The sequence below is a fragment of the Flavobacterium erciyesense genome, from assembly GCF_018069925.1.
Classification (GTDB): domain Bacteria; phylum Bacteroidota; class Bacteroidia; order Flavobacteriales; family Flavobacteriaceae; genus Flavobacterium; species Flavobacterium erciyesense.
Genome location: NZ_JAGPXB010000003.1, coordinates 281,765 through 305,041, shown reverse-complemented (window position 1 = coordinate 305,041; position 23,277 = coordinate 281,765). Strand labels below are relative to the sequence as shown.

General features: G+C 34.9%; 21 protein-coding genes. 12 read left to right on the top strand and 9 right to left on the bottom strand.

Annotated elements, in window-relative coordinates:
• Window positions 1-999 precede the first annotated feature (999 nt).
• The 4 genes from KBJ98_RS05800 to KBJ98_RS05785 all read left to right on the top strand — a co-directional run bounded on the left by KBJ98_RS05800 (window position 1,000) and on the right by KBJ98_RS05785 (window position 4,073).
• Window positions 1,000-1,935, top strand: a complete 936-nt coding sequence (locus KBJ98_RS05800) for a C1 family peptidase (RefSeq protein WP_210788683.1) — start codon at window positions 1,000-1,002, stop codon at window positions 1,933-1,935.
• A gap of 246 nt (window positions 1,936-2,181) precedes the next feature.
• Window positions 2,182-2,544: an iron chaperone gene (locus KBJ98_RS05795; protein ID WP_210788682.1), complete on the top strand. Its 363-nt coding sequence runs from the start codon at window positions 2,182-2,184 to the stop codon at window positions 2,542-2,544.
• Between the two features lie 152 nt (window positions 2,545-2,696).
• Window positions 2,697-3,629: a peptidylprolyl isomerase gene (locus KBJ98_RS05790; protein ID WP_210788681.1), complete on the top strand. Its 933-nt coding sequence runs from the start codon at window positions 2,697-2,699 to the stop codon at window positions 3,627-3,629.
• A gap of 90 nt (window positions 3,630-3,719) precedes the next feature.
• A complete protein-coding gene (locus tag KBJ98_RS05785) occupies window positions 3,720-4,073 on the top strand; it encodes a tRNA-binding protein (protein ID WP_210788680.1) in 354 nt (117 codons plus the stop codon).
• Between the two features lie 6 nt (window positions 4,074-4,079).
• Here the strand turns inward: KBJ98_RS05785 and KBJ98_RS05780 are convergent, their stop codons facing one another.
• The 3 genes from KBJ98_RS05780 to KBJ98_RS05770 all read right to left on the bottom strand — a co-directional run bounded on the left by KBJ98_RS05780 (window position 4,080) and on the right by KBJ98_RS05770 (window position 7,204).
• On the bottom strand, window positions 4,080-4,901 hold the full coding sequence (locus tag KBJ98_RS05780; RefSeq protein WP_210788679.1) for a sulfurtransferase: 822 nt from the start codon (window positions 4,899-4,901) through the stop codon (window positions 4,080-4,082).
• 90 nt (window positions 4,902-4,991) lie between these two features.
• Window positions 4,992-5,372, bottom strand: a complete 381-nt coding sequence (locus tag KBJ98_RS05775) for a PUR family DNA/RNA-binding protein (RefSeq protein WP_166134790.1) — start codon at window positions 5,370-5,372, stop codon at window positions 4,992-4,994.
• A 71-nt stretch (window positions 5,373-5,443) separates the two neighbouring features.
• Window positions 5,444-7,204: an ABC transporter ATP-binding protein gene (locus KBJ98_RS05770; RefSeq protein WP_210788678.1), complete on the bottom strand. Its 1,761-nt coding sequence runs from the start codon at window positions 7,202-7,204 to the stop codon at window positions 5,444-5,446.
• 203 nt (window positions 7,205-7,407) lie between these two features.
• On the opposite strand from KBJ98_RS05770, the gene KBJ98_RS05765 reads away from it, so the two are divergent.
• The 3 genes from KBJ98_RS05765 to yajC all read left to right on the top strand — a co-directional run bounded on the left by KBJ98_RS05765 (window position 7,408) and on the right by yajC (window position 9,905).
• Window positions 7,408-8,514 carry a Glu/Leu/Phe/Val family dehydrogenase gene (locus KBJ98_RS05765; protein ID WP_210788677.1) on the top strand — a complete coding sequence of 369 codons (1,107 nt, stop codon included), beginning with the start codon at window positions 7,408-7,410 and terminating at the stop codon, window positions 8,512-8,514.
• 178 nt (window positions 8,515-8,692) lie between these two features.
• A complete protein-coding gene (gene nusB, locus KBJ98_RS05760) occupies window positions 8,693-9,604 on the top strand; it encodes a transcription antitermination factor NusB (RefSeq protein WP_210788676.1) in 912 nt (303 codons plus the stop codon).
• Window positions 9,605-9,632: 28 nt separating this feature from the next.
• Complete coding sequence (yajC, locus tag KBJ98_RS05755; protein WP_166134803.1) at window positions 9,633-9,905, top strand: preprotein translocase subunit YajC; 273 nt, start codon at window positions 9,633-9,635, stop codon at window positions 9,903-9,905.
• Window positions 9,906-9,977: 72 nt separating this feature from the next.
• On the opposite strand, the gene KBJ98_RS05750 is transcribed toward yajC, so the two are convergent.
• From KBJ98_RS05750 to KBJ98_RS05740, 3 genes are all read right to left on the bottom strand, one after another.
• Window positions 9,978-10,469 carry a hypothetical protein gene (locus KBJ98_RS05750; protein ID WP_210788675.1) on the bottom strand — a complete coding sequence of 164 codons (492 nt, stop codon included), beginning with the start codon at window positions 10,467-10,469 and terminating at the stop codon, window positions 9,978-9,980.
• Window positions 10,470-10,679: 210 nt separating this feature from the next.
• Window positions 10,680-11,918, bottom strand: a complete 1,239-nt coding sequence (gene pepT, locus KBJ98_RS05745) for a peptidase T (protein ID WP_210788674.1) — start codon at window positions 11,916-11,918, stop codon at window positions 10,680-10,682.
• 156 nt (window positions 11,919-12,074) lie between these two features.
• A complete protein-coding gene (locus KBJ98_RS05740; protein ID WP_210788673.1) occupies window positions 12,075-12,593 on the bottom strand; it encodes a hypothetical protein in 519 nt (172 codons plus the stop codon).
• Window positions 12,594-12,876: 283 nt separating this feature from the next.
• On the opposite strand from KBJ98_RS05740, the gene KBJ98_RS05735 reads away from it, so the two are divergent.
• From KBJ98_RS05735 to guaB, 5 genes are all read left to right on the top strand, one after another.
• The gene (locus KBJ98_RS05735) at window positions 12,877-13,896 is read left to right on the top strand and encodes a quinone-dependent dihydroorotate dehydrogenase (RefSeq protein ID WP_210788672.1); all 1,020 of its coding nucleotides are present in this window, start codon (window positions 12,877-12,879) and stop codon (window positions 13,894-13,896) included.
• Window positions 13,897-13,960: 64 nt separating this feature from the next.
• Entirely contained in the window at window positions 13,961-14,824 is an 864-nt protein-coding gene (locus tag KBJ98_RS05730; RefSeq protein WP_210788671.1) for a beta/alpha barrel domain-containing protein, read from the top strand.
• An 83-nt stretch (window positions 14,825-14,907) separates the two neighbouring features.
• Window positions 14,908-15,459 carry a hypothetical protein gene (locus tag KBJ98_RS05725; RefSeq protein ID WP_210788670.1) on the top strand — a complete coding sequence of 184 codons (552 nt, stop codon included), beginning with the start codon at window positions 14,908-14,910 and terminating at the stop codon, window positions 15,457-15,459.
• The gene (locus KBJ98_RS05720) at window positions 15,456-16,844 is read left to right on the top strand and encodes a DUF5723 family protein (protein ID WP_210788669.1); all 1,389 of its coding nucleotides are present in this window, start codon (window positions 15,456-15,458) and stop codon (window positions 16,842-16,844) included. The genes KBJ98_RS05725 and KBJ98_RS05720 overlap by 4 nt, the downstream gene beginning before the upstream one ends.
• Window positions 16,845-17,081: 237 nt before the next feature.
• Window positions 17,082-18,554 (top strand): IMP dehydrogenase, encoded by a 1,473-nt coding sequence (gene guaB, locus KBJ98_RS05715; protein ID WP_210788668.1) that lies wholly within the window; start codon window positions 17,082-17,084, stop codon window positions 18,552-18,554.
• 136 nt (window positions 18,555-18,690) lie between these two features.
• On the opposite strand, the gene KBJ98_RS05710 is transcribed toward guaB, so the two are convergent.
• The 3 genes from KBJ98_RS05710 to KBJ98_RS05700 all read right to left on the bottom strand — a co-directional run bounded on the left by KBJ98_RS05710 (window position 18,691) and on the right by KBJ98_RS05700 (window position 23,173).
• Window positions 18,691-20,925, bottom strand: coding sequence for a cation:proton antiporter domain-containing protein (locus tag KBJ98_RS05710; protein ID WP_210788667.1), 2,235 nt, complete (start codon window positions 20,923-20,925; stop codon window positions 18,691-18,693).
• Window positions 20,926-21,014: 89 nt separating this feature from the next.
• Entirely contained in the window at window positions 21,015-22,361 is a 1,347-nt protein-coding gene (gene purB / locus KBJ98_RS05705) for an adenylosuccinate lyase (RefSeq protein WP_210788666.1), read from the bottom strand.
• A 116-nt stretch (window positions 22,362-22,477) separates the two neighbouring features.
• Window positions 22,478-23,173, bottom strand: a complete 696-nt coding sequence (locus KBJ98_RS05700; protein WP_210788665.1) for an SIR2 family NAD-dependent protein deacylase — start codon at window positions 23,171-23,173, stop codon at window positions 22,478-22,480.
• Between the last annotated feature and the right edge of the window lie 104 nt (window positions 23,174-23,277).

Below are 23,277 nucleotides of genomic sequence, written 5' to 3'. Positions count from 1 at the left end.
AAAACTTTGAATTAGTGGTCAATTATACCATTGCAAAAAGACGTTACGAAGACTTTTTAAAACAAGACAACTTACAAGCCGGAAATTTGTTGCGTATCCAGGCGCAAGTCAATTTTTAAAACCAGTGGTCCCGCTTTTTTGTACAAGCTGTGGTGCTGACTTCAACTCATGAGTGTCGCAAATCTATTTTTGAGCGTATCATTGACAATAAGTTTATTGGATTCTTCCAATTGGTCCTCCATTTTCGTTGTCTTTTTTTAGCATTCCGCCAAGCCCAACGGGTTCATTGTGTAAACTATGTTACTGATTTGCAATCATTACGAAATACAAATCAGTTGGTGTGCAGCTACTATTTTCTAATATCCAAACGTCTAATTCAACCATTAAACTTTTCTTTAGGAGCTTAATCCAGCTATACGTTACAATCTTATACGCCGAAAGCCGGCGCATAAGGATTTCCACTGCTATCTGGGCTAGAGCGTGCGTATTTCAAGATAGTTTCCGTTTGTGCAAGTACGAAAAATATTCATTTGCCGTAAACATAGTTTTTTGATTTGTAACTAATTATTTATATATTTGAGCATTGCAATGTTCTTAATTTTATTACTTTGGCTAATTTTTGCATTTTCTGGTAAAACAGAAAACAAAAGCTCCGCGATGACCAATATTTTAATAATACTTATTGTCAAGAAATTGGAGATTTGTATCATTCAAAAAAACAGATTAAAGACTTAAAAAAGATGGATAGTGTAAAGAAGAAAAAAAATATCTAATTGTACTAATGAATAGTTATTCTTTGAAGGAAAATTCAATAAATCACCTATTGAATTTTAAAAATTTTGACTCGTGTTGTAACAGAATTTTATGTAAAATCATAGGATCCCCACAAAGTGCGTAGTAATAGTCTCCATCCGGCCGTAGTACCAAAACACTAACAGCATTTTTATAAAAAGGAAAGCTCAAAAAAAAAATAATATTTAACAAAATAACAAAGTAGTTATGAATAAAGTAATTAAAGTTGCCAGTTTTTTTGTCTTTGGTTTTTTATTAACCGGCTGTCAAAATGAGCCAATAGACTCTGGTTTTTTTAATGAGCAAAATATAGAAGTTGATTATAGTAAAGATCCAAAAGCAAGTGGATTACTAGAGTCTGGCGGATGTGTTGGTCTCGGTGCAGTTGTTTCACCGTTTGATTATTCTAGTTTACAAAGTAATTATCCAAATCAATATGATTTATCAAATTTAATGCCTCCTGTTTCAAGTCAAGGAAGCATTGGAAGTTGTACTGCTTGGGCAACAACCTACTACTTAAAAAGTTATCAAGAAAAAATTCAACATAACACGGCTTATTCTCCATCAACAATAATGTCTCCAAGTTATACCTACAATCAAACTAAAGTTTCAAATGATTGCTTGAGAGGGTCCTGTATTATTTCAGCTCTTGAATTGTTAAGAACGAAAGGCGCTATTTCAATTTCAAATTTTCCTGTTTCCACAAGTTCTTGTTCGGTTTTACCAAATGCTAATCAAAATAGTATTGCTCAAAGCAATAAAATTTTGAGCTATCATAATGTGGAATTAAGAAATCTTTCCTCAGAAAATGAAGTTATAGAGAAATGCAAAAAATTAATTTATGGTGGTAAACCATTAGTTATAGGAATGCATTTAGATAGAAAATTTGCAAATGCTGTCCCAAGAAATTCAAACAACATATTTATTTATAATGATTATAATTCTGATTTTCATTTCGGCAATCATGCCATGCTAATTACAGGTTATGATGATAATCTAAATGCCTTCAAAGTGGTAAACTCATGGGGCGAATTTTGGGGTAATTCTGGTTATTGTTGGATAAGTTACAATTTTTTTAAAAGCCAAACTAGTGCCAACTATCAAGATGGATTAATTCAAGTATGGTTTACTGTAGATGCATAAAATTTCCAGATAATAGTAAACTGATATTTGGCGTTTATCTTTATCCTAAACACAAAAATTATTTGAGTTTCCTGAGTCAGTTTTATCTATAAACTATTTGGTTTTGCTAGTACAAAAATGAATATGGTAATTTGGCTTTAAGTAAATTCATCATTTAATTTTTTAAAAAAATAGTGAGTACCCACAAGATAAATCTTAATTTGGCATTAGCAACCTCAAACGCCAATATCATCACGAAAAGAAAACATGAAAACTGATTTTCAATCTGTAGACGAATACATAAAATCATTTCCTCAAGCGATGCAATTACTTTTGGAGAATATTCGGTTGACAATTATTAAAAATGCGCCAACAGCTGTTGAAAGTATTTCGTACGGAATGCCTGCTTACAAAACATATGGCAAACCCTTGGTGTATTTTGGGGGATTCAAAAATCATATAGGCTTTTATGCCACACCAACTGGTCACTCAGAATTTAGAGAAGCTTTGTCAAAATACAAGCAAGGAAAAGGATCTGTACAGTTTCCGTTAAATCAACCAATTCCTTATGATTTGATTGAAAAAATGGTACTTTTTAGGGTTGAGGAAAATGAACAAAAATACAAATAAGAATCGCGCTGCTAGTAATTATACTGCAAATCAAATCCAAACTAAAATTGGTTTTAATCGTGGCTTTCTTTGCGGCTTTTTAATCAAATAATCGCCAATTCCCTTTTTAAATTTATTTTCGTAAATTTGCACTTCAATAAAAATCATAAAAAATGGAAAACGGAATATATGCTAAATTCAACACCACAAAGGGTGCTATTTTAGTAAAACTCACACACGATTTAACACCAGGAACGGTAGGTAACTTCGTAGGATTGGCAGAAGGAAATTTAGAAAATAAAATTAAACCACAAGGAGTTAAATTTTACGATGGTTTAAAATTTCACCGCGTTATTCCTGATTTCATGATTCAAGGTGGTTGTCCGTTAGGAACAGGTACTGGAGATCCAGGTTACAAATTTGATGATGAATTTCACCCAAGTTTAAAGCACAACCGTCCAGGAGTTTTGGCTATGGCCAATTCAGGACCTGGAACAAATGGTTCTCAGTTTTACATTACACACGTAAATACAGATTGGTTGGATAACAAACACACCGTATTTGGTCATGTTGTTGAAGGACAAGAGGTTGTTGACGCTGTTGCTCAAGGTGATACACTAGAGTCAATTGAAATTATTCGCGAAGGTGACGATGCTAAAAATTGGAATCCAATTGAGGCTTTTATTACTTTTAAAGGAGAGCGCAACAAAAGAGACGCAGCATTAAAAGCAGAAGCAGAGGCGGCAATGGAAAAGTTAGCTGCTGGTTTTGAAAAAACAGCAAGTGGTTTGCGTTACCAATTCATTCAAAAAGGTGATGGAAAACAAGCTGAAAACGGAAAAACAGTTTCTGTTCATTACCAAGGTTCATTAGACAATGGTAAAGTTTTTGATTCATCATACCCAAGAAAAAAGCCAATCGAATTTAAATTGGGTCAAGGTCAAGTAATCGAAGGATGGGACGAAGGTATTGCATTATTGCGAGTAGGAGATAAGGCTCGTTTTGTAATTCCATCTGACTTAGGATACGGACCAAGAGGAGCTGGAGGAGTTATTCCACCAAATGCTACCCTTATTTTTGATGTAGAATTAATGGATGTAAAGTAATTACATTTTTCTAATCTGATAAAGCGACTCCCAAGACGAAAGTTTTGGGAGTTTTTTTGTATTATTGGTAAACAAAAAAAATAATAAATAATGGAATCACAGAGCAATACACCTTTAGCATGGAGCGAATTTGAAAAAGTAGAAATGCGTGTAGGGACAATTACCGCAGTAAACGATTTTCCCGAAGCCCGAAAACCGGCTTATCAATTGACAATTGATTTTGGGAGCGAAATTGGTATTAAAAAATCATCGGCACAAATTACCCAACGATATCAAAAAGAAGATTTATTACACCGACAAATTGTAGCTGTAGTCAATTTTCCTAGGAAACAAATTGGGAAATTTTTTAGCGAATGTTTGGTTTTAGGATCAGTAGGAGCTGAAGGCGACATTGTTTTGCTTGCACCCGATTTTAAGGTTGAAAATGGATTGCGAATTGGTTAAGTGTTTTTATGCTAATGGTAAGTTATTGTATGAACCCCATTCTGTCCAAGAGCCATCATAAACCGAGTTGTTTTTTTGTTGAATAAGTTCAAAAGCGAGCAAGGTAATGCAAGCCGTGATTCCGGAGCCGCAACTAAAAATGGCAGGTTTATTAAGTTGAGGTAGCACTTCCTTCAATTCTAGAATTGTTTTGAACTTCCCATCCTTCAGCACGTTTGTGTAAGGAATATTTATTGATTCGGGAATATGACCAGAACGAAGTCCTTTGCGAGTTTCTTGTACTTTTCCTTCAAATCGATTTGTTTCGCGGGCGTCGATGATAATTTCAGTTTTCGTGTTCAGATTTGCAAGTATTTCCTCTTTACTACGAACCGCATTCTCGCAGAATTGTGTAGTAAAATCGCCGGTGGTAAACCTCTTTTTTTTGGTTTTTGCTTGTGTAGGGAAACCATTTTTAATCCATTCGGGCAAACCGCCGTTTAATACCGCTACTTGTTGTGCTCCCATGATCGAGAACATCCACCAAACTCTGGGACTAAAATAGATTCCTAAACGATCATAAATTACAATCTTACTCGAATTATTAATTCCAAGTGCACGCGCTTCTTTTTCAAAATCATCAGGATGAAGCAGCATGTTTGGCAGAGTGCTGTTTTTTTTACTGAAGTTATTTTTGAGATCAAAAAAACGACTGCTTTCAATTTCTATTTCGGTATGATCAAGCTGTAGCTGTGCCTGATTCTCATTGGCCGTGGCATCAAATAAGATAAGGTCAGGATCGTGCAAGTGCTCCAAAAGCCACTGTGTACTTACTAAAGGTGTTGTCATGGGGCTTTAAAATAGATTAGTATAGGAATAAAAAAAGTCCAAAAAAATTGAATTTCTTGGACTTTTTTTGGGTAAGTAAGTAACTGAAAATTAAATATCATCAAAATCTAAATCGGTAAAGTTTGATGTTTGTGGTAATGCATCGTCTTCAAAACGTTCGGTTGCATATTCTTTTTTGAAATCTTTTTGATGTCTTTCTGAAATTACTTCTTCGCCTTTATGGTTTAAAACGTAAGAGGTCATTTCTTCTAAAATCTCCGCAAAGGCAGCAAAATCTTCTTTATACAAGTAGATTTTGTGTTTTTTAAAATGAAAAGAACCGTCTTCTTCAGTAAATTTTTTACTTTCAGTGATGGTAATGTAGTAATCGTCTGCTTTAGTTGCTCTCACATCAAAGAAATAAGTTCTTCTTCCAGCTCTTAAAACTTTAGAAAAAATCTCCTCTTTTTCTAACATGTCATGTTCTCTCATAATCCTTTCAGTCAATTTATGGTTGTTAACTAGCTTCCAAAAATCTATAAAAAATATGGATTATCCAACATTTACAGCATTTCTTTTTCCGAAAGTTGTTTCAAATATAAGTCGGCATAATAACCTTCTTCATTTATCAATTGATTATGAGAACCTTGTTGAATGATTTGTCCGTTGTCTACAATCAGAATTCTATCGGCATTTTTAGCAGATGAAATACGGTGACTCACAATGATTGTTGTTTTGTCTTTGCAAATTTGAAACAAGTTGTTCAAAATAGTCTCTTCCGTCTCCGTATCTACCGCAGATAAGCAGTCATCGAAGAGTAAAATTGGTGGGTTTTTAATGATGGCTCTCGCAATCGATACGCGCTGTTTTTGTCCGCCTGAAAGTGTAATTCCACGCTCGCCCAAAACGGTATCGTATTGTTTGTTAAAGCCCATAATGTTGTCATGCACTACGGCGCTTTTTGCTGCATTTTGTACTTCGTCGTCCGTTGCGTTCTCTTTTCCAAACTTAATGTTATTTTTGATACTATCCGAAAACAGGAACGCATCCTGTGGAACAATACCAATACTGTTTCGTAAATCGAATAAGTTAACGGTACTAATTTCATTGCCATCAATAGAAATTTTACCGCTAGTAACATCGTACATTCTTGAAATGAGGGATAAAATGGTAGACTTACCAGATCCGGTTTTTCCTAAAATCGCTAATGTTTCTCCTTTTTTAACCGTAAAAGAGATGTTATGCAATGCTGTGATATTCGTGTCTTCGTAGGTGTAGCTCACATTGTCAAAAACTATTGCGCCTTCGATAATTGATTTTTGAGTCGTATTGTTTTGAATTTCAGGTTCGATTTTTAAAAATTCATTGAGTCGCTTTTGCGAAGCTTCTGCTTCTTGCACCATTGACGATACCCAACCTAATGAGGCTACAGGCCAAGTCAGCATGTTCACGTACAAAATAAATTCAGCAATAATACCAATACTTTTTATTGTTCCATCGATATACATCATCCCGCCGAAATAAATCACCACCAAGTTACTGATGCCGATTAAGGCCAACATTAAAGGACCGAATAACGATTGTACTTTGGCCAAGCTCAAACTTTTATTTTTACTTTCGGTTGCTAAATCAACCATATTGGCTTGATGTTGTTCTTCGAGTGAATAGGCTTTTATGACACGAATGCCAGAAAAAATTTCTTGCGAAAAACTAGATACTTTTGAAAGATACTGCTGGAAAATGGTACTTCGAACGTTGATTTCCGAACTCAATTTGAAAATTGCATAGGACAAAATCGGCAACGGCAACAAGGTGTACAATGTTAAAGTTGGCGAAACGTTGTACATGTACACAATTACAATGGCAAATCTAAAAACGGTATTGATGGTGTACATCACCGCTGGACCCACGTACATACGCACTTTAGAAACGTCCTCGCTAATGCGGTTCATTAAATCGCCCGTTCGGTTTTGTTTGTAAAAATTCTGAGATAAATTTTCATACTGTCGGAAAACCTCATTTTTCAAATCAAATTCGATATGCCTAGACATCACAATAAGTGTTTGGCGCATCAAAAAAGTTAAAAATCCAGCTACAATTGTAGTTGCGATGATCATCAGGATATTAGAAACTAACTCCTCATAAATTACGTCTTTGGGTACCGTTGTGTCTTTGGCGAAAGCCTCAATCGCTTTAAAAGATTGACTGATAAGTTTTGGGGTGTACAACATGAAAATTTGGGCAATAATCGTAAAGAGAATTCCCAATAAAAAGCTGTATTTGTATTTGACGAAATATTTATTTAAATAACGTAATTCTTTCATTTTTGTTTAAAATTCTGTGTTGAAATGGATTTTATCTTGTGATAAAATGCTTATTTAGTTGATAGTGTTGCTTATTTTTTAAATCTGTAAAATTGCTGATTTGCTGTTTTTTATATCAAAATGCATGGTTTTTGTATTATTTGTTTACATTTGAAATGTCTTTTTGACAAATTCATAATTTTATCACTATAAAAACTTACACTATGAATGCAGCTTTCACAACTGGAAAGGAACTTCAAAAAATGGATCCGGTATTTGGTCAATTGTCATTTGATGATCACGAACAAATTGTTTTTTGCAACGACAAAGATACGGGTTTAAAAGCAATTATTGGTATTCATAATTCAGTAATGGGACCTGCTTTGGGCGGTACTAGAATGTTTAATTATGCCAATGAGTGGGATGCCTTGAATGATGTTTTGCGCTTGTCAAGAGGAATGACTTTTAAATCAGCAATCACTGGTTTGAATATTGGTGGAGGTAAAGCTGTTATTATTGGTGATGCCAAAACACAAAAAACACCTGAGTTGATGCGTAAATTTGGAGAGTTCGTACATTCATTAAGCGGACGTTATATTACGGCGGAAGATGTAGGAATGGAAACTGCTGATATGGATTTGGTTAGAGATGTTACTCCTTATGTAACTGGTATTTCGGAGTCACGCGGTGGTGCAGGAAACCCTTCGCCAATTACAGCTTACGGTGTGTATCTTGGAATGAAAGCAGCTGCTAAGCAACAATTTGGATCTGATGTATTGAGTGGTAAAAAAGTATTGGTACAAGGAATTGGACACGTTGGAGAATCACTGGTGGAGTATTTATCAAAAGAGGGTGCAATAGTTACGATTGCTGACATCAATGAAGAAAAATTATCCGAAGTAAGCTCAAAATACCAAGCTCAAATTTACCGTGGAGAAGATGTTTACACTGCCGATGTTGATATTTATGCGCCATGTGCAATGGGAGCAACTATAAACAATGATACGGTTTATAAAATCAATGCAAAAGTTATTGCCGGTGCAGCAAACAATCAGTTGGCTGATGAAAATGTTCACGGAGCTATTTTGCAAGAAAGAGGAATTTTATACGCACCTGATTTCTTAATCAATGCGGGTGGAATTATCAATGTTTATGCTGAGTTAGCGCACTATGGTAAAGAAGAAATCATGCGTAAAACAGAAAATATTTACAATACAACTTTAGAGATTTTTGATTTTGCAACAGCAAACAACTTGACTACGCATCATGCTGCATTGACTATTGCACAAAACAGAATCAATCAGAGAAAAATTGAAAATAGTATAAAATAGTTAGTTTTTAGTGTTCAGTCGCGGTAATTAGTTTCTACTGATAACTGCGATTGGACACTGATTACCTCTAAAATAAGCAAGGATAAATTTTATTTTAAAAAAGGAAATACTTATTTTTGCGCCCTAATTAAAAAGTTCTTATCAGGTGGTAAATAGAAGACACATTCGCGTAAAAGTTATGCAATCCATATATGCGATGCATCAAAGCGGTTCAGATAATTTGGAAAAAGAAGAAAAATTCCTTTTTTACAGTATCGATAATATTCAAGATTTATACCTCATAATGCTTTCTTCCTTGATCGAAATATGTAAAACCGAAGCGGTTTATTTGCATAAATCAAGCTTGAAACATCTTGCTACTCCAGAGGAACGCAAACCAAACGAGAAATTTATTAAAAACAAGATTTTTCAAATTCTAGCTGATAACAATTCCTTAAGTATTGCTCTAGAAAATCGTAAAATTAACAATTGGTCACTTAACGACGATTATATTTTATTGTTGTTGAATGAGGTAAAAGCGAGCGAGTTGTATGCCAACTACATGCGTAATTCAGTAAATACCTTTGAAGAAGACCGTCAATTTGTAGCGGATCTTTTTGCTGAAGTTATTGTTCCTAATGAAAAGTTATACGACTACCTTGAAGATGATAAATTGACATGGGTAGACGATATTCCTGTTGTGAACACGCAAATCAGTAAGCAGTTAAAGGCGATTAAGGACGGTGAAGATGATAATTTTAGAGTTCCTAAATTGTTTAAAGATATCGAAGACCGTGATTTTGGTCGCGATTTGTTTCGCAAAACAGTTTTGAATGAAAAGGATTTAGCCAAAGAATATTTGGATAAAACCCCAAATTGGGACAGTGAGCGTATCGCCGAAATTGATACTATTATTTTAAAAATGGCTATTTGCGAATTTTTAAAATTCCCATCAATTCCTGTTAAAGTAACATTGAACGAATATTTAGAAATTGCAAAAGAATATTCTACGCCAAAAAGTAGTATTTTTATCAATGGAATTCTAGATAATTTGGTAAAAGAATTAAATACAAACAAACGAATCGTCAAAGCTGGTCGTGGCTTGATGTAATATAAAAAAACACAAATACAAAAGCATTATGGAACAATTACAACAGTTTGCACCTTATTTATTAATTTTTGCTGTGCTGTATTTTTTCATGATTATGCCTGCGCAGAAAAGGGCTAAAAATGAAAAAGCATTTGAGAGTAGCTTAAAAGTAGGAGATAAAATTATTACCAAGAGTGGCCTTCACGGTAAAGTTTCAGAGTTAGCAGACACTACTGTAATTATTGAAACAATGTCTGGAAAATTGAAGATGGAGCGTTCAGCAATTTCAATGGAAATGAGCGCAGCTTTATTGAAAAAATAGTAGCCAAGATTGCAAAAAAAAGTCCCAAATTAGAATTTTAATTTGGGACTTTTTTGCGTTTATGAGGCACTCTTATTTTTTGTTCTTCTTATTCTTTTTGTTTTTCTTGGCCTTTTTTGATTTGGCTTTCGCTTTTTTAGCTTTTATTTTCGCTTTTGCTTTGGCTTTTTTTGCTTTCTCTTTTTTTGCCTTCTTTGCTTTTTTAGCCTTGGCTTTAGCTTTCTCTTTGGCGTTTGCCTTTGCTATTTTTTTCTTTTCTTTATCCTTCATTTTTACTTTGTTTTTTTTCTTTTCTTTTTTGTTCTTTTTGTCTTTTTTCTCGCTAATATCCTCTTCGTTCAGCGTTTCTTCAACAGGAGAAATTGTAGCTTCTTCTTCTGATGCTGGTTTTTCAATATCAGTGGTATCACTATCAACAGATGGGTTTTCTGTTGTGGTTTCTGTTGTTGCTGAAGTAGGCGTTTTTTTTGCTGCTGGAGTGCGTCTTGCTCTTGCAAGTTTTACCGACTCGGGTTTTGGTGTCGATTCTGGTTGGAGGTTTGTTTCCTCTTGTTGTGGTGTCATAGAGTAAGTATTTTATTTATGTTTACTGTTAATTAAATGCTAGTGTTAACAAATTGTTATCTGAACGTTAGTAAATTTAATGATTATAATCGTTCGCCAATGTTAAGTTTTTACTGCTTGCATTTCTTTTTTTTTCTCAATTTGGTTGATATCAAAAAAAAAGTCTCCAATTAATTTGGAGACTTGAGTATTGTGAATTGGATTATGCAGTTATAGTTTTGCTGTTAATTCGGCTATTTTAACAATTACATCGACTGCTTTTTGCATACTTTCGGCAGGTACATATTCGTACTTTCCGTGAAAATTATGTCCTCCAGCAAAGATATTCGGGCATGGTAATCCTTTGTATGATAATTGAGAGCCATCGGTACCACCACGAATGGGTTTAATTAATGGTTTAATTTTGAGTTCTTTCATTGCTTTTTCAGCAATGTCAACAATATATTTTACAGGAAGTACTTTTTCCTTCATGTTATAATATTGATCTGCGATTTCTGCAATTACAATATCTTCTCCAAATTGCTTGGCAAATTTCTTGTTTATTTTGCGAGCGATTTTCTCAATTAGTTCTTTGCGTTTTTCGAATTTTTTCTTGTTGTGATCTCGAATAATAAGTTCTAAAACGGTTTCTTCAATAGTCCCGTTCAAATGATGCACATGAAAAAAACCTTCATAACCTTTGGTTTCTTCGGGTGTTTCACCTTTTGGTAATTGATTGATAAAATCATTAGCAATCAACATCGAATTGATCATTTTGCCTTTAGCATAACCAGGATGCACGCTTTTACCTTTGAAAGTAATTTTTGCTCCAGCGGCATTAAAATTTTCGTATTCAAGTTCGCCCACTTGACTGCCGTCCATGGTGTAGGCCCAGTCTGCTCCAAATTTTTCAACATCAAAATGATGCGCTCCACGACCAATTTCTTCATCTGGTGTAAATCCTACTTTGATGGTTCCGTGTTTGATATCTGGATTCTGAATTAAAAACTCCATTGCGGATACAATCTCTGTAATTCCAGCTTTGTCATCGGCACCTAATAAAGTCGTTCCGTCAGTGGTAATTAAAGTTTGTCCTTTGTATTGCAATAAATCTTTGAAATAACTTGGCGACAAAATGATGTTTTTTTCGGCATTTAATACAATGTCTTTTCCATCATAATTAGGTATAATTTGAGGTTTTACATTGGCGCCAGAAAAATCAGGCGAGGTATCAAAATGCGAAATAAACCCGATTGTAGGCACGTGATGCGAAACGTTGCTTGGTAGTGTTGCCATGATGTAAGCCTTATCATCAATGGTCACGTCTTGCATGCCAATTGATTTCAACTCTTCGACTAATTTGTTGGCTAAATCCCATTGTTTTGGGGTACTTGGTGTAGTAGGTGAGCTTGCATCAGACTCTGTATCTATAATAACGTAACTGATGAAACGGTCTATTATATGTTGCATTTTTGTTGGTTTTTGTGCAAATATAATCTTTTTTTTATGAGGATTTGTAGTCTTTCGGCAGCAAAAAAATATCTTTTATAATGTTCTCTTAGCTGTTTTTAAAAGTGAGTCAAGGATATACAAATCAAAAAAAAACCACCCAAAGGTGGCTTTATCTTAAGATCTTAGTTTGCTAAGTTTTTCTTCGGCTTTAACAAGTTTGGCCTGCAAGTCGTTAATTTTTATTTGCTGTTTACTTATTTTGATATTCTCTTTTTCAACTTGAGTTGAGTCGAATTTATTTCGAGATTTCTTTTTTTCTAATTTTTCAGTCTTTGAAATTAAATCTTTTTCAGCTTTTACAATTCGAGTTTTAATTTTATTCACTGATTTCTCAGCAGCTACAATACGATTTTGTTTTCTTTCAAACTGCTTTTTTTCTTTCTCAAATCGTTTTTGCTCTTTTTCTTCTTTTTTAGCTTCGCGCAAAGCATTCTTTTCGTCCTTCAGTTGTCTTTTTAACTCTTTAGCTTCTACACGTAATGCTTTTTCTGTTGCTGCAGTAGCTTTTTTAATACTGTCATTCGTTGCTAGAATTGTTGCTTTTGAAGGAATACTATCCGTTTTAACTTCTTGAGCAAAAAATAATTGAATACTAAACAGTAGTACTAAAGTGGTTATGATTTTAATTTTCATGGTGTTTATTTTTATATGAATTAAACAAATGTATCTTATTTTTAAGATTCTTCCTTATAAACAACCATAACTATGCCATTTTTGACACGTGTCAGGTTCTTTAACCACCAATTTACGTAATTTTTTGTTTTAATTTGACTTTCATTATTTTATTACTGCAGTTAAGAAAATTACTGATCGCTAAAACAAGTTATTATAATTATATCAGTGTGTATTTTTTTGCATAGATGGGTAATAATCGGTCAGATAATTCTATTTTTGTGGCCACACAACTACTTCATTTATGTACAAAATTATCATTCGTCCAATTCTTTTTTGCTTTGATCCAGAACAAGTTCATTATTTTACTTTTTCTGCTATTCGTTTTTTATCGAAAATCCCAGTTATGCCATGGTTTTTTAAACAATTGTATGCTGTTGAGGATAAACGTCTCGAAAGAGAAGTTTTTGGTCTTAAGTTTAGAAACCCTGTTGGTCTTGCTGCAGGATTTGATAAAGATGCTAAATTGTACAAAGAGCTGTCACATTTTGGATTTGGCTTCATAGAAATTGGGACCTTAACGCCAAAAGCGCAAGATGGTAATCCTAAAAAAAGATTATTTCGTTTAAAAGAAGATTCAGCTATTATTAATCGAATGGGGTTTAATAATGGTGGAGTTGACGCTGCTGTGTTGCGATTGCAACGCAACAATGAAGTTTTAATTGGTGGAAACATTGGTAAAAATAAATTAACGCCCAATGAAGAAGCTACCGCAGATTATGAATATTGTTTCGCGGCACTTTATGACCACGTAGATTATTTTGTAGTAAATGTGAGCTCGCCAAATACGCCCAATTTAAGAGCCTTACAAGACAAAGAGCCTCTGACAGCGCTATTGCAAACGATACAAAATCAAAATAAAGCCATGCCCAAACAGAAACCAATTCTGCTGAAAATAGCACCTGATTTAACTGATGAACAGCTTTTGGATATTATAGATATTGTTGCAGTGACTCAAATTGCAGGAGTAATTGCAACGAATACCACCATTTCTAGAGAAGGATTACAGTCTGAAAATCAAACTGAAATGGGAGGTTTGTCTGGTAAGCCATTAACAAAAAGAGCGACAGAAGTGATTCGGTTTTTAAGTGAAAAGAGTAACAAAGCATTTCCTATCATTGGAGTAGGAGGTATTCACACTGTTGAAGATGCCATAGAAAAACTGGAAGCAGGCGCCAGTTTATTGCAATTGTATACTGGCTTTATTTATGAAGGTCCTGCTTTAATCAAAGCCATAAATAAGCAGCTTCTTAAAAATAATTAAGTTTAAAAAATCGGGTAGCAGTTTCGTTTTTTAATCCTAATTGTTTTTTTATCTTTGATTTTCTATGGAGCCAATAAAAATTATAGAATGTCCGCGTGATGCCATGCAAGGTATTAAGCCCTTTATACCTACCGAAAAAAAAGTAAGTTATTTGCAAGCACTATTACGTGTTGGATTTGACAGTATTGATTTTGGTAGTTTCGTTTCAACCAAAGCGATTCCTCAAATGCAAGATACTGCCGAAGTTTTGGCTCAGTTGGATTTATCACAAACCAAAAGCAAACTATTGGCTATTATTGCGAATACTCAGGGAGCAAGTATCGCAGCAACTCATCCTGAAATTCAATATTTAGGATTTCCATTTTCAATTTCTGAAAACTTTCAGATGCGCAATACCCACAAAACTATTGCTGAATCTTTGATCACTTTAAACGAAATTTTAAATATTGCCGATCAATCTAATAAAGAGGTTGTAGCCTATCTTTCGATGGGTTTTGGAAATCCGTATGGTGATCCTTGGAATGTAGAAATTGTGGGCGAGTGGACACAAAAATTAGCTTCGATGGGAGTAAAAATTTTGTCGCTTTCTGATACTGTTGGAAGTTCAACTCCTGATGTAATTTCGTATTTGTTTTCGCAACTTATTCCGCAATACCCAGAAATAGAGTTTGGAGCACATTTGCACACCACTCCAGATAAATGGTTCGAAAAAATTGATGCAGCTTATAAAGCAGGGTGTCGCCGTTTTGACGGTGCGATTCAAGGTTTTGGCGGCTGCCCGATGGCAACAGATCAATTAACAGGAAATATGCCAACTGAGAAACTATTATCCTATTTTACAGCTCAAAAAGAATATTCTGGTATGAGTCCGATGAGTTTTGAGAGTGCTTATAATGAAGCATCGAAGTTATTTGGCGAATACCATTAAGGCGGCCTTTGGTAAATTTTACAATAAGCCTGTTGATGCTACGTTACTAAAATGTATTGAACCTTTTTAATTTAGACTCGATTATGAAAAGTAGTAGCTTGAAACGTTTTGTATTTTTGCTCTTTATCGGGATGTGCTCCTTCTCGTGTGCGAGTGATCTTGATTTTGATCAGGTTAATGATATTAAAATTGAGCCCGTTGTTGTAGCAAATTTGGCATACTTCAATATTGCTGCACCTGATTTCATTCGTAACGGACAAGAGCAAACTGTATTGGCGGACATTCCAACTGTTGATTTTTTTAATGATAAATTTTTTAAAGAAAGACTCAAGAAAGCTGAAATTTTTATTGAGTTAGAAAATACAATTGCAAGACAGTATCGTATTGATGTGGTTTTTTTAGATGTAAATAATCAAGCAGTTTATAGTACAAATTTTAATGTTCCAGCCTACACTGGTAGTATTAATAAAGTAAGCCGAACCGAAATTTTTGAAAATGCGCAACTCGATTTACTAAAAAGGACCCGCAGAATTGGTTTTCGAGTTCAAATGTTTGCAGGACCTGCACTTACAACCTCAAGTCCAGGAAATTTAATATTGCGTTCAAGTGCCACTACTTATTTAGTTGTCGAATGAAAAAGATAGTAACTTTCCTTTTGTTAATTTCGGTCGTTTCATGGTCTCAAAATAAGCAAATACTGTACAATTTTGCAGCGATTCCGCAGTCTGTAATGTATAATCCCGGAGCTGATGTGTCTTATAAATGGTATGCGGGGATTCCGTTTTTATCTGGAGTTTCGGCAAATTTCGGCTCTACTGGATTTTCTGCGTATGATCTTTTAGCTGATAATGGTGTCGATTTCAATACCAAATTAAGAAATGTTATCTTTTCGACTACAGCAAAAGATAGAATGGCAATCAATGAGCAATTAGAAATCTTAAGCGGTGGTTTTAAATTAAAATCCTCTTTGGGAGACGAGACTGATTCCTATCTTTCATTTGGTTTGTATCAAGAATTTGATTTTTTGACTTATGTCCCAAAAGATCCACTTATTTTAGCTTTGGAGGGCAATCAAAATTATATAGGTAAAGTTTTTGATTTAAGTGATTTTAACATGAAAGCAGAGTTACTCTCGGTTTTTCATGTGGGATATCAAACCAAACTAAAGCCTAATTTTATTGTTGGAGGTCGAGCGAAGATTTATTCGAGTATTTACAACGCTAGTAGTACTAATAATAGTGGGTACATTTACACGATTCCTGCTTCAGATGCAGTATATGAGCAACAAATTTACTCGCAATTGCAATTAAATACATCCGGTTTAGCTAGTTATTTTGATTCAAATAATGAAGTTGATGCTCAAAAAGATGTTACAAAAAGAACATTACTGGGTGGTAACTTGGGCTTGGGTTTTGATTTAGGATTCACCTATTATCCTAAAGATAATTTACAAATTACAGGAAGTGTAATCGATGTTGGATTTATTAAACACAGTAAAGATGTGGAAAGTTATACCTTAAATGGGACATATACGTACAAAGGTGTTGTACCTAATTTTAACCAGCAAAACGATCCGGGAACTGTTTTTCAAGATTTTAAAGATGCTATTCCTTTAGATACTTTAAATGTAAAATACACCACTTGGCGTCCAGCAAAATTCAATACTTCCGTTCAATATTCATTTGAGGAGGAACGCTCTGATGAATGTAATTGTACTGATGGCAATGGAAAACCAACCTACAAAAGCGCTTTTGGAGCTCAATTTTTTATGATGACTTTGCCAAAAACTCCCATAATGGCACTGACGGCTTATTACCAACGTAAAATTTTAAAAGGTTTTCATGCCAAAGCAACTTATTCGTTAGACTCGTATTCTTATTCTAATTTAGGTTTAGGAATTGCAACCCAAGCAGGTCCTGTAAATTTTTATATTCTAGCGGATAACTTATTAGAATATAGGGATGTAACCAAAGCAAACAGCCTTGGTTTTCAGTTTGGTCTCAATGTTTTGGTGCGATAGTTGTCCCAAAAAAGTGCTGTTTAGATGAAATTCGACTTTATCGTTGAAGAAATGTGCAGGTATTATTTTGAGCATGTTACATAGAATAATCAATTCTTTTCTACCAGCGGGAAGCGCTACTTTTTATCTTAAGATGTTGTTAATTAATGGTTTTTTTAGCAATTATAAGCATTGTTCTTTATTTTTAGCGTAAGATTGTGTATATTTGCACGCAATTAAACTCCAACTACAATTGCAATGATCGCACACAACTCTAAAATTATCGGTGAAGGCTTAACTTACGATGATGTTTTATTAGTTCCTAATTACTCAAATGTGCTTCCCCGCGAAGTGAGTATTCAATCAAAATTTTCTAAAAATATTACACTAAATGTTCCAATTGTATCTGCTGCTATGGATACAGTAACTGAAAGTGCTATGGCAATAGCTATGGCTCAAGAAGGTGGAATTGGTGTTTTACATAAAAATATGACTATTGAGCAGCAAGCTGCAAAAGTTAGAAAAGTAAAGCGTGCGGAGTCAGGTATGATTATCGATCCAGTAACTTTACCATTGAGTTCTACTGTTGCAGATGCTAAAAATGCCATGAAAGAATTTGGTATTGGTGGTATTCCAATTGTTGATGAAAATAAAACATTAAAAGGGATTGTTACCAATAGAGATTTACGTTTTGAAAAAAACGGTTCTCGACCAATTGTTGAGGTAATGACTAGCGAAAATCTAGTTACTGTTGCCGAAGGAACTTCATTAGAACAAGCCGAAGTAGTTTTACAAGGATATAAAATCGAAAAATTACCTGTTGTAAATGCAGATTATAAATTGGTAGGTTTAATCACTTTTAGAGACATTACCAAATTAACCCAAAAACCTATCGCCAACAAAGATGTATACGGACGTTTGCGCGTTGCTGCTGCTATTGGTGTAACCGCTGATGCAGTTTTAAGAGCCGAAGCACTTGTAAATGCAGGTGTAGATGCTATTATTATTGATACTGCTCACGGACATACACAAGGTGTAGTAAATACTCTAAAAGAAGTAAAATCTAAATTCCCACAGATCGACGTAATTGTAGGTAATATTGCTACTGCTGAAGCTGCTCGCTATTTAGTTGAAAATGGCGCTGATGGTGTAAAAGTAGGAATTGGACCTGGTTCAATTTGTACTACTCGTATTGTTGCTGGAGTTGGTTTTCCTCAATTTTCTGCTGTGCTTGAAGTAGCTGCTGCTATCAAAGGAACAGGAGTTCCAGTTATTGCTGATGGTGGAATTCGTTACACTGGTGATATCCCGAAAGCGATTGCTGCTGGAGCTGATTGTGTGATGCTAGGATCTTTACTGGCAGGGACCAAGGAATCTCCAGGAGAAACAATCATCTTTGAAGGACGTAAATTCAAATCCTACCGCGGTATGGGTTCAGTTGAAGCCATGCAAGAAGGGTCAAAAGACAGATATTTTCAAGATGTTGAAGATGATGTTAAAAAATTAGTTCCTGAAGGAATTGTAGGTCGTGTACCTTACAAAGGAGAATTGAACGAAAGTATGCAACAATTCATTGGTGGTCTTCGTGCCGGAATGGGATATTGTGGTTCAAAAGACATTCCTACTTTGCAAGAAACTGGTCGTTTTGTTCGCATTACTGCTAGTGGAATTAATGAAAGTCACCCACATAATGTAACCATTACAAAAGAAGCTCCTAATTATTCAAGATAGTTTCAGAGCAAATTTCAGATGAGTATTAGAAATAGCTCAAGGATTTCATTAAAATAAAACCATTAAGAAAATTACACAAGATTTCAATTGCTGTTGAAACGTACTTTTCTTAATGGTTTTTTTTATGGAAGTTAAACTAAGCTCTCAAAAAGGCGGCGATTTTTTTCTTCTCGCCTGCAATCCATAAAATATCACTTTCCTCTAATATGAGATGAGATTCCGGATTTAACATACGTTTTCCGTTGCGTTCAATACCAACAATAATACCATGAGTGTTTTCTCGAATTTGTGATTCTCGAATACTTTTGCCGATACAAACACGGTTTTTTAGTTCTAGTTTTTGAAGTACAATATCTGTTTCTACAACTGCCTCCGCGACATCAATTTCATTTTTGTCCAAGTAGGTTTTAAATTGTTTGACTTGTGCATCCGTACCGATGATACTAATTTCATCGCCAGGAAATAAGCGTTCAGTGCGCAAAGGAATATTAATTACAACCTCTCCTCTTTTAATTGAGGCGATGTTAATTTCAAACTGTTCTCTAATTTTTAATTCTTCAAGAGTTTTGCCAGCTAAATTAGATTCTTTGGCAATTTCAAATTCTGTCATGTGGCCATCCCAAGGAGACAGTGTGCTTTGACGTTTGTTTTCTTTTCTAATTTCTCGATCATTGTAGTTGGTCATAAAATGATCTTCAATTTTATGGTAAACGGCATGTAATTTTTTCGGGAATAAGATATAAGCACCTATCGCAATTAAAAAAGCTATTGCAGCAATTCCTGCAGAGAAAAATGTATTTAAAATAAATCCAACGTAAAATAGAGCAAGAGCAATTCTAAAAAGTACCAACATGATAATCGGGCCATAATGCTTTTTTTGCTCTAATAAAATTTGAACTTGTTTCACTGCAACTCTTCTTAACGAGAGCGCCCACAAGAATGGTGATAAAATTATCAGTGTAATCAATGCAGCAATAGCATTTCCAAATTTTGAATCTTCTACTAACGGAAGAATAAAATTTGACGAAAGTAAAATAATGGCAACAATAATGATAGAGTGCAGCACCACTTGTGTGAGATAACTTCGCATTACAATTTGCCAATTGCTTAATGACTTTATTTCTTCGGTATTAGAGCTGTACAATTGAATTCTTTTTACCCATCTTTTAGGAAGTTTCTTTTCAACAAAAACCGAAAACGGTTCGGCAAACTTGACCATAAAAGGTGTGGTAAAAGTGGTAATTGCAGATACCGCTACAACAATAGGATATAAAAAATCACTAGTTACTTTTAAGGTGGTTCCCAATGTGGCAATGATAAATGAAAATTCTCCAATTTGAGATAAACTCATTCCGGATTGTATGGATTGTTTAAGCGGTTGTCCCGATAGCAAAGAACCTATAGTAGAACTGATGGATTGCCCAAAGATTACGATTAATGTCAAAACTGCCACTGGAAAAGCATATTCTAGGAGTGTATTGGGATCAATTAACATTCCTACAGATACAAAGAACACAGCGCCAAATAAGTCTTTTACCGGTTTTACCAGATGTTCTATGTGTTCGGCTTGTGTGGTTTCGGCAATGATAGATCCCATAATAAAGGCACCAAGGGCTGGCGAAAATCCAACGTTTGCTGCAAAAATCACCATTAGTAAACATAAGGCTAACGAAATAATCAACATCATTTCATCGGTTAATAAATGTTTGGCTTTTTTTAATAAGGTTGGAATAAAAAAGATTCCGACTACAAACCAAATCGTCAAGAAGAAAATCAGTTTTAAAACGGATTGCACCAATTCCATTCCTGAAAACTGCTGACTCACTGCAACTGTTGAGAGCAAAACCATCATCAAAATGGCAATAATATCTTGAACAATCAGTGAACCAATTACGTTTCCAGCAAATTTTTGCGATTTTACACCAAGTTCATCAAAGGTTTTCAAAATGATGGTAGTGGATGAAATAGATAATATCACGCCCAGAAAAATACTGTTCATTTTATTCCATCCCAAAAATTGACCGGTAAAAAAGCCTAAGGTAACGAGTGAAATAATTTGTGTAAACGCGGTGATAGAGGCAGTCCCACCTACTTTTACCAGTTTTTTGAAACTGAACTCAAGACCTAAACTGAAAAGTAAAAAAATAACGCCTATCTCGGCCCAAACTTTTACACTATTAACATCTTTTACTGTTGGGAAAAAATCAAATTCAGAACTGGCTAAAAATCCTGCAACCAAATACCCTAAAACCAAAGGCTGTCTCATAATTCGAAATAACAAAACAGCTATGGCAGCAGTGATTAAGATTAAACCTAAATCAGTTATTAAATCGGGTAAATGAACTATTGAAGTGGATAAAAAGGGAAACATAAATTTTGAATTTTGACTAAAATAACAAAAAAATCTGCTTTTATCAAGTGACAAAAGCAGATTTTAGGAAAGTATAACAATATCGAGGTTTAGATTCCCAAGAAATTGCTTGGTGTAATTTGCATTAATTCGGCTTTTATAGCGTCAGATACATCCAATGTTGCAATAAAACCATGAATGGCGTTTTTATCAATCGCTTCATTAGTTCGTGTCAATCCTTTCAAGGCTTCGTATGGATTTGGATATCCTTCACGACGCAAAATTGTCTGAATTGCCTCAGCAACAACAGCCCAGTTTTTCTCTAAATCTTCGTGAAATTTAGGCTCGTTCAAGAGTAATTTATTCAATCCTTTCAAAGTAGCTTCAAATCCTATGATGGTATGACCTATTGGCACACCCACATTTCTAAGAACGGTGCTGTCAGTTAAATCACGTTGCAATCTTGAAATTGGTAATTTTGCCGAAAGGTGCTCAAAAATAGCATTGGCAATCCCTAAGTTTCCTTCTGAGTTTTCAAAATCAATTGGGTTTACTTTGTGCGGCATGGCTGAAGATCCTATTTCGCCTGCTTTTATCTTTTGCTTGAAATACTCCATTGATACGTACGTCCAAATGTCTCTATCCAAGTCAATAATGATAGTGTTTATTCTTTTTAACGCATCAAAAAACGCTGCAAAATGATCGTAATGTTCTATTTGTGTGGTTGGGAAGGAGTGGTGCAAACCTAAAATATCTTCTACAAATTTCCCTCCAAATTGTTTCCAATCAATTTGTGGGTAAGCTACATGGTGTGCATTATAATTTCCAGTAGCGCCACCAAATTTAGCTGCAAACGGAATATTGAATAACAAACGCATTTGCTCCTCTAGTCGTTCTACAAAAACGCCAATTTCTTTACCCAATCGAGTAGGTGAGGCAGGCTGTCCGTGTGTGCGGGCTAGCATTGGGACGTCTTTCCATTCCACGCTCAATTCTTTCAACTTTGCTGTCAAAGCGATTAACGAGGGCAAGTATACTTTTTCAAAAGCCTCTTTAGTCGATAACGGAATCGCAGTATTATTGATGTCTTGGGAAGTTAACCCAAAATGAATGAACTCTTTGTATTGTGACAAACCTAGTTTTTCAAAAGCATCTTTAATAAAGTATTCTACCGCTTTTACATCGTGGTTGGTTACTTTTTCTGTTTCTTTTATCCAAAGTGCATCTTCTGTCGAAAAATTTTGGTAAATGTTGCGTAAACTTTCAAATAAATCCGAATTCACTCCAGCAAGTTGTGGCAAAGGCACTTCGCACAAAGCAATGAAATATTCAATTTCAACTAGTACGCGGTATTTGATCAAAGCTTCTTCAGAGAAAAATGGAGCTAAAGAAAGGGTTTTACTTCTATATCTTCCATCAATTGGAGAAATAGCATTCAATTCGTTTAAAGTAGTCATTGTTTAGTTGTTTGTTCGAAAGGTGCAAAAATAGTTATAAGTTACAAGTAATGGATTATAAGTTTAGACTTTTATTACTCTAAATAATTGATTTTTTGCCCTTGCTATTACCAATCTTATTGTATTTTATGTAGTAATTTATCTTTCATGATTTCAACTCCTTTTGATGCAATTTCAGGAATCACTTGCAGTTGATTTCTCAAATTCGGAATCTTAATCGGTTTGGGATCAATGTAAAATAAAGGTGTTGTCACTTTGGTAAAATCAATCAAACCTGCCGCCGGATACACTTGTAACGAGGTGCCTATCACGGCAAAATAATCAGCAGTTTCTGTAATTGCCACCGCTTCTTCCAATGCAGGAACTTCTTCGCCAAACCACACAATGTGCGGGCGCAATTGATTTTGATTTTCATCAAAGTCGCCAAAATTCAAATCTTCGGTCCAGTTCAAAATATAATCGGGGTTCCGCGTACTGCGCACTTTCAACAATTCCCCGTGCAGGTGCAATACTTGCGTACTGCCAGCACGCTCGTGTAAATCGTCTACATTTTGAGTGATGATATGCACATTAAATTCCGACTCCAATTCTGCTAAAATATAATGAGCTGCATTAGGAGTAACCTCTTTGAGCTGTCGGCGCCTTTGGTTGTAAAAATCGAGTACCAAAGCCGGATTTTTATACCAACCTTCGGGCGTGGCCACATCTTGAACGTTATGCCCTTCCCAGAGTCCATCACTATCCCGAAACGTTTTAATACCACTTTCAGCACTAATTCCAGCGCCAGTTAAAACTACTAATTTCTTTTTCATGTTCTATTTTTTTTTTGGGCGTGTTCGCCGCGGCGACCGGGCTTTCTGCTCTATCTTTATGGGCAAAAAAAGCCCATAAAGGATGCCGCGTTAATCCCTCACGC

Bases quoted from the DNA above. Each gene is read 5' to 3' on its own strand.
- yajC (WP_166134803.1), top strand. From the start codon at position 9,633: ATGGAACAATTACAACAGTTTGCACCTTATTTATTAATTTTTGCTGTG.
- guaB (WP_210788668.1), top strand. From the start codon at position 17,082: ATGATCGCACACAACTCTAAAATTATCGGTGAAGGCTTAACTTACGAT.
- KBJ98_RS05785 (WP_210788680.1), top strand. From the start codon at position 3,720: ATGGAATCACAGAGCAATACACCTTTAGCATGGAGCGAATTTGAAAAA.
- purB (WP_210788666.1), bottom strand. From the start codon at position 22,361: ATGACTACTTTAAACGAATTGAATGCTATTTCTCCAATTGATGGAAGA.
- KBJ98_RS05725 (WP_210788670.1), top strand. From the start codon at position 14,908: ATGAAAAGTAGTAGCTTGAAACGTTTTGTATTTTTGCTCTTTATCGGG.
- KBJ98_RS05790 (WP_210788681.1), top strand. From the start codon at position 2,697: ATGGAAAACGGAATATATGCTAAATTCAACACCACAAAGGGTGCTATT.
- KBJ98_RS05700 (WP_210788665.1), bottom strand. From the start codon at position 23,173: ATGAAAAAGAAATTAGTAGTTTTAACTGGCGCTGGAATTAGTGCTGAA.
- KBJ98_RS05720 (WP_210788669.1), top strand. From the start codon at position 15,456: ATGAAAAAGATAGTAACTTTCCTTTTGTTAATTTCGGTCGTTTCATGG.
- KBJ98_RS05735 (WP_210788672.1), top strand. From the start codon at position 12,877: ATGTACAAAATTATCATTCGTCCAATTCTTTTTTGCTTTGATCCAGAA.
- KBJ98_RS05775 (WP_166134790.1), bottom strand. From the start codon at position 5,372: ATGAGAGAACATGACATGTTAGAAAAAGAGGAGATTTTTTCTAAAGTT.
- KBJ98_RS05770 (WP_210788678.1), bottom strand. From the start codon at position 7,204: ATGAAAGAATTACGTTATTTAAATAAATATTTCGTCAAATACAAATAC.
- KBJ98_RS05780 (WP_210788679.1), bottom strand. From the start codon at position 4,901: ATGACAACACCTTTAGTAAGTACACAGTGGCTTTTGGAGCACTTGCAC.
- KBJ98_RS05765 (WP_210788677.1), top strand. From the start codon at position 7,408: ATGAATGCAGCTTTCACAACTGGAAAGGAACTTCAAAAAATGGATCCG.
- KBJ98_RS05800 (WP_210788683.1), top strand. From the start codon at position 1,000: ATGAATAAAGTAATTAAAGTTGCCAGTTTTTTTGTCTTTGGTTTTTTA.
- KBJ98_RS05740 (WP_210788673.1), bottom strand. From the start codon at position 12,593: ATGAAAATTAAAATCATAACCACTTTAGTACTACTGTTTAGTATTCAA.
- nusB (WP_210788676.1), top strand. From the start codon at position 8,693: ATGCAATCCATATATGCGATGCATCAAAGCGGTTCAGATAATTTGGAA.
- KBJ98_RS05795 (WP_210788682.1), top strand. From the start codon at position 2,182: ATGAAAACTGATTTTCAATCTGTAGACGAATACATAAAATCATTTCCT.
- KBJ98_RS05750 (WP_210788675.1), bottom strand. From the start codon at position 10,469: ATGACACCACAACAAGAGGAAACAAACCTCCAACCAGAATCGACACCA.
- KBJ98_RS05730 (WP_210788671.1), top strand. From the start codon at position 13,961: ATGGAGCCAATAAAAATTATAGAATGTCCGCGTGATGCCATGCAAGGT.
- pepT (WP_210788674.1), bottom strand. From the start codon at position 11,918: ATGCAACATATAATAGACCGTTTCATCAGTTACGTTATTATAGATACA.
- KBJ98_RS05710 (WP_210788667.1), bottom strand. From the start codon at position 20,925: ATGTTTCCCTTTTTATCCACTTCAATAGTTCATTTACCCGATTTAATA.